The organism is Actinomycetota bacterium (assembly GCA_040757835.1).
In the GTDB taxonomy this organism is placed as follows: Bacteria; Actinomycetota; Geothermincolia; order Geothermincolales; family RBG-13-55-18; genus SURF-21.
In genome coordinates, this window is record JBFLWJ010000020.1 from 1 (window position 1) to 14,812 (window position 14,812).

The following is a 14,812-nucleotide window of genomic DNA, read 5'->3' on the forward strand; positions in this document are numbered from 1 at the left end:
GGGGGGCAGTTGCGCGGATAAACGAGGTGGCTGGAAGCCGGGATCAGATCGCGGCGTTGATGTCGATGGTCAGGTCGCCGTCGGGAGCTACCTCCCATGCCACATCGCCGGGCTGGCCGAAGATGAGCTCATAGAACCCCAGGAAGAGGCCCACGATGACCAGGTTCATGCAGGGGTTCTCCAGGCGGCCGAGTAGCCGGTTCTTCTCCAGCCTGATCTCTCGCAGGTTGCCCAGTCCCCGCAGGGCGAAATGGCGCACGAGGTCCTTCTCCTGCCGGATGTCGTCCCGCGAGTAGAAGCCCTCGGTCACGAAACGCCTCTCCGCCTCTATGACGACCTTCGGTATGTGCTCCCCCAGTTCCTGTTCCAGCACCTCGAAGATGGGCTCGAACTCCCCCGGACCCGCCAGGACCATGCGCCTGCGGTTCGCCCGCGTCTCGATGGTGCCTTCCGCCACGTTCCACTCGAACTGGTCCAGGTCCTGGGGGCCTCCACAGATGGCGCACCTCGGCAGGTCCAGGTGGCCTTGCTTGGGCACGCGCTTGCGTTCCTTCAGGAGCTCGGTGATCTCCTTGGGATGGGAGGATATATGGGTGGTGATGCGGTAGGTGTCGGGGGCTAACTCCTCGTAGGTGGCCTGCGACTCCAACCCTGTGACCGCTTCCATCCCCCCCGATATCTGGCCGGAGAAGCACTGCAGGAACCAGGGGTTGCGCACGACGACCGCCACGTGATCGTCGTCCCCGCCCTTGAACTTCACGGATTCGAGTTCGGCGTCGCCGAGCCCCATGACCCGCGTGAGGCCTATGAGGTTCTTCGCCAGCATCTTCAGCCCCGCATAGCGGACTATCCTTCTCACCACCCCCGGCACCAGGTTCACGACATAGTCGAAGGTGGTCATATGCTGGCTCTCGGTGATGATGCGGTCGATATCGTGCCCCACGATCTCCTCGATGTTCGCGAAGAGCTCGACGATGTTGTCGCTCTCGAAGAAGAGCATGCGGCGTTCGGGGTTCCTGGTCTCCACGATCAGGCCGTTGTTGAGCCAGGTGTGTTCCCTGGTGATGCGCCTCGGAGCCCCGCACCCGGAGCACAGCTTAGCGTTCATCGCCCGACCTTCCGGTTAGAAGACGACCCACCCGAATCGCGCATGTGTCACGCGATGCATTTATATTACCATCCCGGGGCCGCCGTGTATCCCCCGCGGTCAGCCGGCCCTCTTCCCGCGCATCGTCTTGTAGTGATATAGCGCGGCCAGTGCCCGGGCGGCGGATTCGGGAGAGGTGAGCACGGGCACGTCCGGTCCGATAGCCTCGTCGAGGTCGGAGATGAACCCCTGGTCTCCAAGGGAACACAGAACAACCGGCTTGTGGGGGGCAAGGTCGCGCAGCTCCGGTGCCGTCCCCAGCCAGTCTTTGACCGAAATCCCCCGCTGTGAGAACTCCCGAAAGACCGCGAAGGGCATGACCGCGATGGAGAGCACCATATCCATATTGGGGTCCTCAAGCAGCGCGGTCATTGCCGGCATGAACTGGCCGGACGGCCCCACGTCCAGGGGATTGCGCACGTTCATCCATTGCGGGGCGGTGCCGCGCACCTTCTCCACCGATGCGGTGTCAAGCGCCGGCAGCATCAGCCCCGATTCAACGGCCGCATCCGTGGCCAGCGCGCCCAGGCTGCCGCTGGATGTGACCACCCCGAGGCGGTTGCCCGGCGGCAGGGGTTGAGTGGCGAAGACACGTGCCACGTCCACCAGTTCGTCCAGGCTGCGGGCCCGGATGGCGCCGGATTGCCGGAAGACCGCCTCGTAGAGCTCATCCTCCCCGGACATGCTGCCTGTATGGGAGGCGGTGGCCTGCCGTCCGGCACCGGTGCGGCCGCTCTTGAGCACCAGCACCGGCTTGTCCCGGGTGACCCGGCCAAGGGTATGTTTGAGCAGCCGGCCGTCCGCCGCTCCCTCCAGGTACATCATGATCACGGAGGTGTCCGGGTCCCGGTGGAGATAGTCCAGGACCTCGCATTCGTTGACGTCCATGCGGTTGCCCAGGGTGACCGCCTTGGAGATGAAAAGCCCTTTCTGGTACAGGCCGTCCAGGAGGATGTTGCCGAATACCCCGCTCTGGGCGATGACCGCCACCGGCCCCGGGGTGAACGCCTCTTCTACCACCTCCACGGTGGAAAGCCGGTTGGCGGTGTTGATCACCCCCACGCAGTTGGGGCCGATGACCCGGATACCGTATCGGGCCGCGGTGTTCCTGGCCTCCTCCTGCAGCGCCCTCCCTTCCTCCCCGGTCTCGGTGAAACCCGCGCTCTCGATGATCGCATGCCTGATCCCGCTCTCCCCTATCTCCGCCAGTGCCTGCGGCACCACGTGCGCGGGCACGATGACCACCGCCAGGTCGGGCCCGGCCGGGACGTCGGCGATGGTCTTATACAGGGGAAACCCGTGCAGCTCGCCCCCCGCCGGATTGACCAGGTGGATGCGGTCCCCCCACCCCTGGCGCCGCATGGCCAGGGGGAGGATGAAACCGAAACCCGGCGACCGCCGCGCCCCCACGATGACAACCCCTCTTGGAGTGAAGAAAGGGCAGAGGTCCGCGCACGCCTCGTTTCTTTCCCGCGAAGACATCGCCACTACCGCCTTTCGCTGAGCGTTCCCGCGCCGCCCCGGGCAGGACTTCCCGATCGGTTGTGAGCGCACGGTGCCGCATGGCTTTCGGCCATCAATATAACACGAAACCAACCGCCCCCATCCCCCGCCGCCGGCACGTGCGGAGCGGTCCGTCGCGCCGGCCGGCGTTTCCTGCTAATAATATATGAGTGTTTCGAGACAGGGAGAAGGGGATGAGCGAGAGCGGCGATCACCTGGGCCTGGGCATCGATTGCGGCGGCACCTGCACCGACGCCGTCGTATACGGCCTCGACTGCGGCGAGGTGCTGGCATCCGCCAAGTATCCCACCAGCCACCATGACCTCACGCGCTGCATAGACGGGGTCCTGGGCAGCCTGCCCGACGGGTTGCTTAGGCGGGCACGCCTGGCCTGCCTGTCCACTACCCTTGCCACCAATGCCATCGTCGAAGGCCGGGGAGGCAAGGCTTGCCTCGTACTCCTCGGCTATGATGCCGCGGCCAACGTCTCGCCCTTCGGGGCGCGGGTGGTCCGCCTCGCGGGAGGACACGACGTGCGGGGAGAGGAGACGGAGCCACTGGACGAGGACGGCCTGCGCGCGGCCGCCCGCGGCAGCGACGCCTGGGCCGATGCCTTCGCCGTGTCCGGGTACTTCAGCGTGCGCAATCCCGCCCACGAGATCAGGGCCCGCGATATCATCTCCCGCGAGACCGGCAAGCCGGTGGTCTGCGGGCACGAGCTCTCCATGCAGCTCGACGCCCCCCGCCGCGCCACCACCGCGGCCATCAACGCCCGCCTCATCCCCCTCATAACCGGTCTCATCTTTTCCGTCCAGGTGATCCTGGAGAGGCGCGGCATCCGCTGCCCCCTCATGGTGGTGCGCGGCGACGGCACCCTCATGGGTTCGGAGATGGCCCTGGAGCGTCCGGTGGAGACCATCCTGTCGGGACCCGCGGCCTCCGTGGTCGGCGCCCTGGCCCTGTCGGGGCGGCGCGAGGGCGTGGTCATCGACATCGGGGGCACCACCACCGATATCGCCTGGGTCCAGGGCGGTCTTCCTCCCATCAACAGCGATGGGGCCGTGGTGGGCGACCTGGCCACGCGGGTGGAGGCCATCGACATCCGCACCGTGGGCCTGGGGGGCGATTCCTGGATCAAGCTCTCCCGCGGCGGCGGCCTGGAGCTGGGTCCTCGCCGCGTGCTTCCCTTCGCCATGCTCCCCCACGGCGAAGTTGTGCTGGAGGCGCTGGCACGGATCGCGGAGTCCCGCTCCAGGTGGTCGGTGCCGGACATGCTCACTTTCTGGGTGAGGACGGAAGACGGCGACCCCGCGGTTACCGCTTCAGCTCCGGACGGGCTCATGGACATGCTGGAGAAGGGGCCGCTCTCGCTTCTCGAGCTGAAGTCATCCGACCTGGGCCCGGAGGCATCACTGCGCCTCATGAACCTGGAACACCAGGGAGCGGTCATGCGCGCTTCCCTCACCCCCACCGACATCTTCAACGCCTGCGGGGAATCATGCGTGGGTGAGGCCGCCGTCTCGCGTGCCGCCGTGGAGACCGCCGCGGCCCTGGTGGGCGCGTCCCCCGCCGAACTCATCGCCAGGGTGAAGGGCGCGGCGAGGGAATCCATCGCCAGGCAGGTGCTCGTCTTCCTGCTCGGCCTGGACGGCAGAGACCGCACCCTGCTGGAGAGATGGATGCGCGGCGAGAAGGACCGCGGGGTCCAGCTGGGTTTGAGCCTGGAGGCCCCCATCCTGGCGGCGGGAGCTCCCGCCGCGCTCTTCCTGGCGCCGGTGGCCTCGTTCCTGTCCTGCGAGTGCGCGGTGCCGCCGCACATGGAGGTGGCCAACGCCGTGGGCGCGGTGGCCGGGGTGGTCAGCCACCGCGAGGAGGTCACCCTCAGGCGCCAGCCCGACGAGACCTACCGGGCCTTCGCGCCGGACGGGAGGTATGACTTTCCCGACCTCCCGGCGGCTACCGCGGCGGCGGTGGAGAAGGCCACTTCCCTGGCCATGGAGGCGGCGCGGCGGGCGGGCGCGGGGGAGATCGAACTGGACGAGCATACCGACGATTTCAGCATCGCCGATCCCGCGGGCAACCCCGCGGTGCTGGAGCGCAGGGTGACCGTCCGCGCCTACGGCCGCCCCCGGATGCGGGCTTGAGGAAGCGCGTTCAATCCGCGGCGAGGAGGGATTCCATGAGGCGGTCCAGCCCGGCGAAGATCCCCAATGCGATGGAGCGCAGGCGGTCGCTGACCGAAGTGGCGGCCGGACGGCGGAACAGGGGATCGAGGCGTTTCGCGTAGCTCCGCGGCCGCCACTCCGGCGCATAGTCTATCTCCTGTCTGGCCTTGTCGGCCCACTCCATGCGCAGGGCGTCCCCCACCCATACGGGCACGTACTGTTTACGGCAGGGGTTACCGGGGGTGATATAGATGGTGCAGCGCCCGGGGTCCATGAGGATGTTGTTGAGGGTCCGGGCCACGTTCATCTCCACCATTGCCTCCACCAGCTCCAGGCGGCGCAGGTGGCGGAAGAAGTTCCAGGGGTGGCAGCAGATGGTGGCGTCGTCCACGCGCTCCCCGTAGATGCTGGGCTCGATGCCGAACTCGCCCAGGGTGGAGTAGTTGAGGCCGTGGTCGGTGGTGATCATGCGGACGGCGGCGAGGTCTATGTTTCCCTTGAACCTCTCCAGCAGCTCCCACATGCGAGCCAGGCGCGCATAGGAGCCGGTGATCAGGGGCTCGATCCCGGGGACGGCGCCGCCGGAGAGGGAACGGTCCAGGAACTGGTGGTGGTTGGCCGAGGCCAGCACCCCGCCGTGCCCGGCCGCTTTCTCCACCGCCATGTGGTTATGGGAGTGTTCGATGACCGCCGCGTCGCCGTTTGCATCCGCGAAGATGCTATTGGCGTTCATGATGATGGCGATGGCCAGCCCGGGCACGACCTCGCGCGGGTTGTCCCGCCATACGCCCACCGCCCCGTCCACGGTGGACTGGGTCTCCATGGCCAGGTTGTTGAGCTCGAAGAAGGTGAGGCCCTCGCCGCTGTCCATGGCCCCCACCGAGTTCACGCAGGACGACAGGCCGTCGCCGTTCATGACCCCGATGCCGAAGAGCACCGGTAGCCCCATGCAAACGTAGGGCTTGCATCCCGCGATGTCCCTGACGTAGAGGGGCATCCTGCCGACGATGGTGCGGAACCAGGGCGGCAGGTCGAAGTTCCATGAGACGTAGACCTTGCCGTCGCAGGTCGCGGGGGGCACGGCGGTGAAGTTGGTGCACCCGGTGCCGGCGCAAGACGCCAGCGCCAGCTCGCCCATGGCCACATCGACAGGATCGGCCCCGATGGCGCGGGCCAGTCCGCATATGCGCTCCAGGTGGGCGGGGTAGCGCTCCGCAAGCAGGCCCAGGTGGCGCCGCGCCTTCGCCGCCGCCAGGGCCGGGTCGGCCCCCCTTCTTTTCAACCATAGCCCCGCCTGACCGAGCACCGCCCGGAAGAGGCGCTCCCGCCCGCGCGCCGCCGCCAGACCGTAGCCGAAATCGTCCTTGGCCTCTATGGTCCAGAGCATATCTCCTCCTCCCGGTCCCGTTATTCCTCTATCCTGACCACGGGGGTCAGTCTCTCCTGATGATGGAGAGCGGCTTGGGCTTGCCATCCGGTTCCACTTTCTGCCAGTCGTCCGGCAGCAGCTCGAACACCCGGTCCCTGATATACTCGTTGTCCTCCTCCTCCGCCAGGCGGAAGAAGAGGTCGAAGGGTATGTCCTGGCGCGACACGAAATCGGTGACGATCTTCACCATCCTGGAGATGAGCTTCATGCCCTTCCTGTCCTTGGGCACGGTGTCCGCCCACTGGCGCAGCACCTCCACCTGCTGGATGAAGTGGCTCTCCGCCTTCCCCTCGATACCTTCCAGCACTTCGTACATCCTTCTCTTGGGCGGCAGGGTGAAGAGCCTGCCGATGTTGACCTGGATGCCGCCGTCCCCATCCCTCCTGTAGGTGGCCACCGGCAGGATGGGCGCTGGAGCCGCGCGGGCCAGGTTGGCCACCCCGAACTGGAAGGGTTTCAGTTGCTTGGGCCTGCTTCGCGTCCCCTCCGGGAAGACGAAGACCAGCTCACCTCGGCGCAGGTATTTCAGGCTGAGGAGGATAGCCTCGGAATGGTCCTTTTTCTCGCGGTCGATGGGTATGACCCCGAAGACCTTCCACAAGGCCCAGCCCATTATCCCCTCCTTGCCCCGTTCTATGTCCTTCTTCGCCCAGGGCCACATATGGCTGTGGGTGAGGGCTGGCTTGAGGGCAAGGGAGACGGCGATTATGTCCAGGCTGCTCTGGTGGTTCGAGACCACGATGAAAGGCCCGTACTTTGGCACGTTCTCGGTGCCGGAGACCTTGAGGTTATATTTATCCGTCCTGCCCCCGATTGCGAACAGGGGGCGGATAAAGACGTATCTCCACCACATCCTGTATGGCCTTTCTCTCCGATAACATCAACCCCGCGCCCCTATACATTACGGGAAACGGATTCCGCGCGTCCAGCACCGGATGGGGTCAAGGGCTGACCATGAGTTCCGGCTGGTGGGTGGCGAAGGCCAGTTTCCCCCCCTTGAAGACGGCGCAGGGATTCATCACGTGATGCATACTGTCCAGCGGGTTCCCCGGCAGCAGCACCAGGTCGGCCAGTTTCCCCCTGGCCACCGTGCCCAGATCGTCTTCCACTCCGAGGATGCGGGCGTTATTTATGGTGGCGGCCTGCAGGACATCGAGGGGCTTCATGTCCGACATCGACTCCATGATGACCATCTCCATGCCCAGGCCGCCCGGGAAGCTCTGGGGCGTCCCCCCGTCGTTGCCGCAACCGATGAGGGCGCCGGCGTGGTACAGCTTGTTGAGGTTCTCGCTCCCCTTCACGACCGCTTCCGTGAATATCTTGGATTCCAGCGTGAAGGGGCGGTGGCGCTTTTCCTGGGTGGCGGGATCGCGGTAGGTCTTTTCAAAGGCCATGAGGGCCTTGTGCACCGCCGGTTCGCACAGGGTCATATAGAAAGCCTTCACCACCTCCAGGCGGTTGGCCAGTACCTGCCGTACCCGGGGATCGTCGAGGTAAGGGTCGTCCCTGCTGACGCCGCACAGCGCCCAGCCCACCTGAACTGTGGGGACGATATAGTTGTCCCCAGCCACGAAGGCCTCGACGTCCGCGTCCTGGAGCACCGCATCGGAGGGAAGGTGCTCCATGCCGTCTAGCCCGAAGGCGATGCCGCGCAGGAAACCGGCGCGGAAACGGTGGTGGGCCGATACCTTCATCCCCCGCTCGTGCGCGGCCTCCACCACCGCCCGCAGGGAAGCGTCGTCCAGGATGGGCAGCGGCTTCTGCCCCAGGAAGAGGGTGCGGTCGTCGAAGGCGGTCTTGATCAGGCTGGCGCCCGCCGCGGCGTTCTTCTCCACCGCCTCTATCGCTTCTGCGGGCGTCCTCACCCCGATCCCGAAATCCCCGACCTTGTCCGCGACCTGCGGCGGCAGGGCGGGGATAAACGCGGGGTATCCTCCCGGGGCGTTGATGAACGACCCCGCATAATATACACGCGGCCCCAACAGGTCGCCGTCCTCGATGCGTTCTACGTAACGGCGCAGCAGCAGCGGCAGGGACCCCACGTCCCTCACCGTGGTCACGCCGTGGGTGATGCAATCCTCGAAGTTGCGCTCGATCTGCCTGCCCATGGCGGCAAATACCCCCGGCGTGAAGGAGAGGGTCGCCGTCAGCAACATATGGCAGTGGGCGTTGATCAATCCGGGTATGACGTAGCTGCCCGCGGCGTCCAGGACCTTCACGCCCTCCAGCGCGGCCGTCTTCTTCTCGGTTAGTATCTCCTCGATCCTGCCGTCTCGGATAAGCAGTCCCCGCTTGTGCAATACCGTGCCGGTGAGCACGTCAACCACCTCGGCGTTCTTGAGGATAAACGCCTCTCCGGGTCCGGGAGACCACACCACGCCAGGGCGTTTCTCACTACGGTTGTGGCGTTCCCTGACGAAGGGCTCCAGAACCGCGCATAAGGCGAGCAGCGTCCCTAGCTTCGCCATCGTCTTGGTGACGTTCTTGGCGGCATCACGCATATCGATCCCTCCTCGGTACTCATCTTTGGTTTTAACCATTGTATCATCGGGCCGTAAACAGGCCCGTGCCGGAAGGCCGGGGATGGACGGACCATCCCCGGCGGGGGAATAATAACCGTGCCTGTCCCGTTACGGTTGCCGGGATGGATGGAGGGCCATGGGAAAGGAATTCGACGCGGTGATCGTGGGTGCGGGCCTCGGCGGCCTCACCGCGGCGGCGCGCCTGCTCGGGGATGGGCTGAGGGTGTTGGTAGTCGAATCCGACCCCCACCCCGGCGGCACCGCCTACACCTACCGGCGCAAGGGTTTCGGCTTCCCCATGGGTCCCCTGGGTTTCAGCAGCCCGGGCGTGGTGGGGGACGTGCTGCGGCAGGTCGGGATAGAGGACGGGCCGCAGCTGGTGCGCGTCCATTACCGCCTGCACGCCTTCGGCCTGGAGGCGCCCCTGTCCCTGCCCTACGGGGAGATGATCACCGCACTTGCCGCCCTGTTCCCGCGCGAGGAGGCGGCCATCAGCCGCTTCTTCGGCCACATGCAGGGCATAAGCGCTCAGCGCGAGCGCCTGGTGAGAGAGGGTGCGTCGAGCGCCCGCCGTGAGGAGTCCATCAGCGGCGCCGCCTACCTGGACAGGCTGGTGGTTGACTGGAGGCTGCGCCGCATCCTCGGCAGCATGGGCAGCCGGGAACCCTACTCCGGCACGACCCTGCTCGCGGCCATGTGGTCGCTCCTCTGCGACCAGGGCATACACTACCCGGAGGGCGGCCTGCGCCGTCTCTCCGATACCCTCGCGGCCGGGCTCGGCTGGGAACCCGGCGCCGGGTGGAATGCGGACAGCGGCGACACCCGGTCCTCCCTTGGCGGAGGCAGCCTGCTGTTACGCACCCGGGTGGCAGGCATCGCGGTTGAGGGCGGCAGGGCCGCGGGCGTGGTGCTGGCGGACGGCACGCGCCTGGAGGCCGGCGCGGTGATATCCAACGCGGATTTCAAGGCCACACTGACGCGGCTCGTACCCCGGGAAGCCGTACCCGGCGATCTTTACGAGGCGGTATCGTCCGCGCGGCAGACCTCCTCAAACCTGCAGGTATGCCTGGGGCTGGACGGCGCGCGGGCGGACCTCTCGGCGTTCCGGGACGCAAGCCGCATCATCTACCGCCGTGACACCGGAGGTGCGCCGCCGGATGATGACGGGCCGGACTGGGACGCGCCGGAGACCGACCCCCATGCCCTGGCGGGAGAGGAACTGGAAGCAGCGCTGCTCTCGGCGGACGACCCTTCTCTCGCGCCCGGCGGCCGTGCCGTGCTGGTCATCCGCGTGGCCGTGCCCCACCGCCACTTCGCCCGCTTCCGGCCGGCGCCGCGGCGCCGGACCCCCGGGTACTTCGCGTACAAGGCGGGCCTGGCGGCCGCGCTGGTGAAAGAGGTGGCCGTGATGGTGCCCGGCCTGGAGGGCGCCGTCCTCTGCATGGACGTGGCCACCCCCCTCACCTTCGAGGAGCGGGGGGGCCGCAGCGAGGGAGCGGTGGCCGGCTGGTCGTGGGACTTCTCCGAGGGCGAGGCCGGGTCCACAGAACTCATCCGCACCCCCGTCGCCGGCCTGTACATGGCCGGATACCAGGCCTACTCCATGCTGGCCCTGGGCGGAGTGCCCTCGGCCATGCTCAGCGGCCTCAAGGCCGCGGAGTACCTCCTCGCCGGCGCGGGTCCCGTGAGCGCCATGCCCATCCCCGGCGCCCCGGTGGCCTGAATCGTCTGAGGAGATCCTTTTCCCCCGGCTGAAGTGCTATTCCGCGTCGAACATGCCTTATACCAAGAGCGCCGAATCCTTGCTGGTTTAATGGGTGCCTAAAACCGGGGGCCTCCCGGTAGGTCTAGTCCCCTGTTATCAAACAGGCCTCTGCCCTCTCTTGCCTGCCCAATATATGTCCCAGCAATCCGTCCATGGTGTTGCCGGCCAGGTTGAAGAAGTACATCCCCTTCATGGCGGCTATGACGTGGCGCCTCTGCCTCTCGTCAAAGGCCTCTTCGAACCGCTCGAGCGCAGCGGCGGAAGCGCCTTCCCGCAAGGTCAGCGTCTCGCGCACCCAGCACAGCGCCGCATGTTCACGTTCATCGAACCTCTCCGGGTCCAGGCTTGCCAGGTCATTTATCTCTTCCCTTGTCATCCCCGCGATCCGACCGAACCGCCGATGTGCGAACTGTCACCACGAACACTCGTTGGCCATGGCCGTGACCAGCATGATGCTTTCGCGGAATGCCGGTGAGATCGCATGCAGCAGATAGACCTCGGCCAGCGCGGCCTGAACGGACAGGAGCTCCCGCAGGTGGTAGAGGAAGTGGGAAGGGCTGAGAAAACTGCGGCGGGACGATCCCCGCTCGTAGATCGACCAGTCACATTCATGCAGCTGCAACCGGGGCTCCATCATGCTCGACGCGGCCAGCGCGGCGATGCCCGCGGTCCCGGCAAGCCCTAGCAGTGTTGTCCTTCGCAAAGCGTCCCTCCTGCATCCTCGGCAAGACCATGTCTCGGCCTCGCGGTTGTTATTGCCGCGCCTTCCTCTCCGCCGGGACTATCTCGACGTCCCGCTTGTTGGCCCGCTTGATCACCGTGAGGTTAGAGGCCACCCCTATGGTCTCCTCGGTGAGCATGCGGTGCAGGTCGTCCACGCCGGCCACGGGACAGCCGTTGAAAGCGACTATGATGTCCCCCTCCTTGACGCCCGCCTGCGCTGCCGGGCTGTCCGGCTCCACCTGGGTGACCAGGAACCCGCGGCTCACCGAGAGGTCGTGATAGCGGACCACCCGCCGGTTAAGGGAGATGTCCTGTCCCGCCGCCCCGATGTATGAGCGCTTCACCCGTCCGTACTGGATGAGCCTGCCGGCCACGAACTTGGCGGTGTTCACGGCGATGGCGAAGCACAGCCCCTGGGCGGGATAGATGATGGCCGTGTTCACGCCGATGACCTCGCCGCGCGAGTTCACCAGGGGGCCCCCGGAGTTGCCCGGGTTGAGGGCGGCGTCGGTCTGGATGACGTTGTCTATGAGCCGGTTCGAACGCGACCTCAAGGAGCGTCCCAGCGCGCTGATCACCCCGGCGGTGACCGTGCACTGGAAGCCGTAGGGGTTGCCCACCGCCACCACCAGCTGGCCCACTCGCAGCAGATGCGAATCGCCCATACACACGGGGTCCAGGGCGGGTGCGCTTATCCTCACCACGGCCAGGTCGGTGTCGGGATCGTCGCCCACGATGTCCGCTTGCAGGCACCTGCCGTCCGGCAGGGTGACGTCGACCTTGCGCGCTCCCTGCACCACGTGGCTGTTGGTGAGGATGAATCCGTCGCCGGTGAAGACGAAACCGGAGCCGGTGCCCTGGGCCTCCCGCGCGGGCGGGCTTCCCGGCTTGGCGCGTTTCTGTGCCTTCTGGGTGACGGCGATATTGACCACCGCCGGGCTAACCCTCTCCGCCGCGCCGGAGACGGCGCTGGAGTAGGCGTCCAGCAGGTAACCGTCCTCATCGGGGACGGGCCGGGGGACGAGTCCGTCCTCTTCCTCCAGGGCTTCCCCGGAGATGAGCCTCAGGTTCCTCTCCATCTTTTCACCTCGTTCCTTCCGCGATATCTCTCGCCAGCGGTTTGCCACGACCGCATAACTCCTCTATCTCAACCTACCTGCCGGCGATATGTTTTGCAATGCTAACCATCTACGTGGCCGGGTCCGTCGGAACGGGCTGGGCCCCGCTCTGGTGCGCGGAGGATGCAATCCCGCATGGATGGGGAAAGACTACAGGCGGCAGGCCATGAAGGCCACCTCGAAGGGCAGGTGCTTGAAGCTCTTCCGTCCCGTCTCCCGGAAACCTTGCTCCAGATACCAGTCCCTCAGCTCGTCCTGGGCGGCGATGATGCCTATCTCCACGCGCAGGGCGCCAGCCGCCCGCGCCTCTTCCAGGACGTGGCTGACCAGGCTTTTCCCGTGGCCCATGCGCCGCCTCTCCGGCAGAACCGCCAGCCTCTCCAGGTAGCAGGCATCGGGCTCAGCCCGTTCCAGGGCGGCGCAGCCGCATACCGCCCCGCCGTCCTCCAGGATGAAAAACCAGGTCCCTGCGGCCATAGCCTCTCCTATCCACTGTTCCGTACAGAAGGACGGGTGGGTGGGGCAGTTCTCCAACGTCAGAGCGTAGCGCTCCGCGACGTCGTGGAAAGAAGCGCGGATGACGCGGTTCAGCTCGGTTATATCTTTTTCTGATGCTTCACGGATGCACATCTTTTTCACGCGGTCATTCGTATTCCACGCTCATTGACTCCAGCTGTACTGGCTGGCTGCCATCGCTGACCAGAAAAGCCCTGATATACAGTGTGCCGGGCCCGTTTTCTTCCGCGAAGGCGGCAATGGACCCGTCCACCTCCGCCGCCGTGTTGGCATCGCCCTCTGCTGCCGCGACCTTCCATCCCGAGCCGTCATGGTAGTACCATTCCTCTCCGTCCGGCGAGATTTGGTATGACACGCTGCCCTGGTTCCCGGTCCCTAGGACCTCACCGAACCCATACAGGTCACGGTAAACGGGCCCGGTCCTGGTGGTCAGTGAGGGCCTGCCCGGGGAGTAGGCCCCCGGCGCATACTTGACGATGAAAGCGGTGTGATCGGCGTCTTCGTCGCTGCCCTGGTAGGAAAAGCCCAGAGTATATACATACCCCGTATCGTCCACGCTGCACGACCGCGTGCCCACGAAGTACCCTTCCCTGCTCACCGCCTTCGGAAAGCCGTTTGCTATGGAGCCGCTGGGATCGTACCTGAGGGTCAGTACCTGCGGCGGCTGCGTCCCGACGATGAAAGCGGCCGCGATGTTTCCGCCGCCGTCCACCCTGCCCCGCCAGGCATCGGGAGGGCTGTAATCGCGCACTCCTGCCTGTTCGTATATCCGCGGCCAGCCCGGGCGCTGTTCGCCCTCCGTGCTGTAGCGGGTGACCAGGAGCCTGCCGCTCTCTTCGTCCGCCCCCTGGCCCGTCCCCACCACGCAGTAATCGCCGCCCGCGTCCTGGGAAACCGCGAAATACTCGTCGTAACCGGCGGAGCCGGAATCCCAGATCTTCGGCCAGCCGGCCAGCACTTTGCCGTCCCGGTCGAGCTTGTAGAGCACCGCGTCGCGGCCGCCTGTGGCAGGTTGCGTATATCCCGCCACGACCAGGTTTCCCGCACCGTCCTGCATGAGGTCGTACGAGAACGCCCCCTGGCCCGCCACCGGCTGCAGGACCTTGGGCCACCCCTCCACCATGCTGCCGTCCCGCTTGAACCTGGCCAGCACGATGTTCTCGTGCCCGGTGGGCCCGGAAGCCCCGCAGGCGATGACCTCTCCGCTGGAATCGAAGATTACTCCCGTGCCATAGGCCTGGCTGCTGGCCACGTACTGCGGCCAGCCCGGGAGCATGTCGCCGCCGGCGTCCAGCAGCCACACGGAGTATACCCAGGAGCGTCCGTCCACGATGGAGTAGCCGGCGATGGCTATGTTGCCTTCTCCGTCCAGGGCCACGTCCTCCCCCTCGTTCCAGCGGTACACCGGATCGGTGTAGAACTTGGGCCATCCCGGCAGTACCTCTCCCCGCGGGCTGTACTTGGCCACAATGAGCTGCCCCGTTATCGGCCTCTTCGGCATATCCGTGTTGGAGCCGACCACCACGAGGTTTCCCTCCACGTCGAAAGCGACCTGGTGGAACTCCGGTGCCTGCGCCGGCTGGGGATCGGCGTAGGTCGCGGTCCACAAGGCTTCGCCGGGCAGCGCCCTCAGTTCAGCCAGGGCCGCACCTCCTTCGCCCACGCTCACCAGCTGGGCGTCGAAAGTGAAGTCCGATGAGTTCTGAAATCCCCAGGTGTGCGTCTGTCCCGATTTCCCCCCGCAGCCGCATATAACCATCAGGAACGCGATCAACAGCGCGGACGCGAGCAGGCACGGCCACGTCCGCCCGACGGTGGTCTTCATCTCCATATCCCCCCTCTGACCATGCAGCCCTCGACGCTAACTATTATTAAAAGGCCAAAGCGGCGACATGGAAAGAGCGTGCGGCCATGATCAGGAGAA

At 66.1% G+C, this 14,812-nt stretch carries 12 protein-coding genes; 2 read left to right on the plus strand and 10 right to left on the minus strand.

Going from position 1 to position 14,812, the window contains the following annotated elements; genetic code table 11:
* Positions 1–43: 43 nt before the first annotated feature.
* Both AB1384_13270 and AB1384_13275 read right to left on the minus strand, forming a co-directional pair.
* A complete protein-coding gene (locus AB1384_13270) occupies positions 44–1,108 on the minus strand; it encodes a hypothetical protein (GenBank protein ID MEW6555242.1) in 1,065 nt (354 codons plus the stop codon).
* A 99-nt stretch (positions 1,109–1,207) separates the two neighbouring features.
* Positions 1,208–2,629 carry a CoA-binding protein gene (locus tag AB1384_13275; GenBank protein ID MEW6555243.1) on the minus strand — a complete coding sequence of 474 codons (1,422 nt, stop codon included), beginning with the start codon at positions 2,627–2,629 and terminating at the stop codon, positions 1,208–1,210.
* A 215-nt stretch (positions 2,630–2,844) separates the two neighbouring features.
* Between AB1384_13275 and AB1384_13280 the strand changes: the two genes are divergently transcribed.
* Positions 2,845–4,794, plus strand: coding sequence for a hydantoinase/oxoprolinase family protein (locus AB1384_13280; GenBank protein MEW6555244.1), 1,950 nt, complete (start codon positions 2,845–2,847; stop codon positions 4,792–4,794).
* Between the two features lie 10 nt (positions 4,795–4,804).
* Here AB1384_13280 and AB1384_13285 read toward each other — a convergent pair whose 3' ends face one another.
* The 3 genes from AB1384_13285 to AB1384_13295 all read right to left on the minus strand — a co-directional run bounded on the left by AB1384_13285 (position 4,805) and on the right by AB1384_13295 (position 8,745).
* Positions 4,805–6,202: a C45 family autoproteolytic acyltransferase/hydrolase gene (locus AB1384_13285; protein ID MEW6555245.1), complete on the minus strand. Its 1,398-nt coding sequence runs from the start codon at positions 6,200–6,202 to the stop codon at positions 4,805–4,807.
* 46 nt (positions 6,203–6,248) lie between these two features.
* A complete protein-coding gene (locus AB1384_13290) occupies positions 6,249–7,097 on the minus strand; it encodes a lysophospholipid acyltransferase family protein (GenBank protein MEW6555246.1) in 849 nt (282 codons plus the stop codon).
* Positions 7,098–7,185: 88 nt separating this feature from the next.
* A complete protein-coding gene (locus tag AB1384_13295) occupies positions 7,186–8,745 on the minus strand; it encodes an amidohydrolase family protein (GenBank protein ID MEW6555247.1) in 1,560 nt (519 codons plus the stop codon).
* A gap of 157 nt (positions 8,746–8,902) precedes the next feature.
* On the opposite strand from AB1384_13295, the gene AB1384_13300 reads away from it, so the two are divergent.
* Positions 8,903–10,489 carry an NAD(P)/FAD-dependent oxidoreductase gene (locus AB1384_13300; protein ID MEW6555248.1) on the plus strand — a complete coding sequence of 529 codons (1,587 nt, stop codon included), beginning with the start codon at positions 8,903–8,905 and terminating at the stop codon, positions 10,487–10,489.
* Positions 10,490–10,613: 124 nt separating this feature from the next.
* Here the strand turns inward: AB1384_13300 and AB1384_13305 are convergent, their stop codons facing one another.
* The 5 genes from AB1384_13305 to AB1384_13325 form a co-directional block, all read right to left on the minus strand.
* Entirely contained in the window at positions 10,614–10,907 is a 294-nt protein-coding gene (locus tag AB1384_13305; protein ID MEW6555249.1) for a hypothetical protein, read from the minus strand.
* Positions 10,908–10,943: 36 nt separating this feature from the next.
* Positions 10,944–11,234: a hypothetical protein gene (locus AB1384_13310; GenBank protein ID MEW6555250.1), complete on the minus strand. Its 291-nt coding sequence runs from the start codon at positions 11,232–11,234 to the stop codon at positions 10,944–10,946.
* A 49-nt stretch (positions 11,235–11,283) separates the two neighbouring features.
* Positions 11,284–12,333, minus strand: a complete 1,050-nt coding sequence (locus AB1384_13315) for a trypsin-like peptidase domain-containing protein (protein ID MEW6555251.1) — start codon at positions 12,331–12,333, stop codon at positions 11,284–11,286.
* 189 nt (positions 12,334–12,522) lie between these two features.
* Positions 12,523–13,002, minus strand: coding sequence for a GNAT family N-acetyltransferase (locus tag AB1384_13320; GenBank protein MEW6555252.1), 480 nt, complete (start codon positions 13,000–13,002; stop codon positions 12,523–12,525).
* A gap of 13 nt (positions 13,003–13,015) precedes the next feature.
* Positions 13,016–14,713: a hypothetical protein gene (locus AB1384_13325; GenBank protein MEW6555253.1), complete on the minus strand. Its 1,698-nt coding sequence runs from the start codon at positions 14,711–14,713 to the stop codon at positions 13,016–13,018.
* Positions 14,714–14,812: the final 99 nt, after the last annotated feature.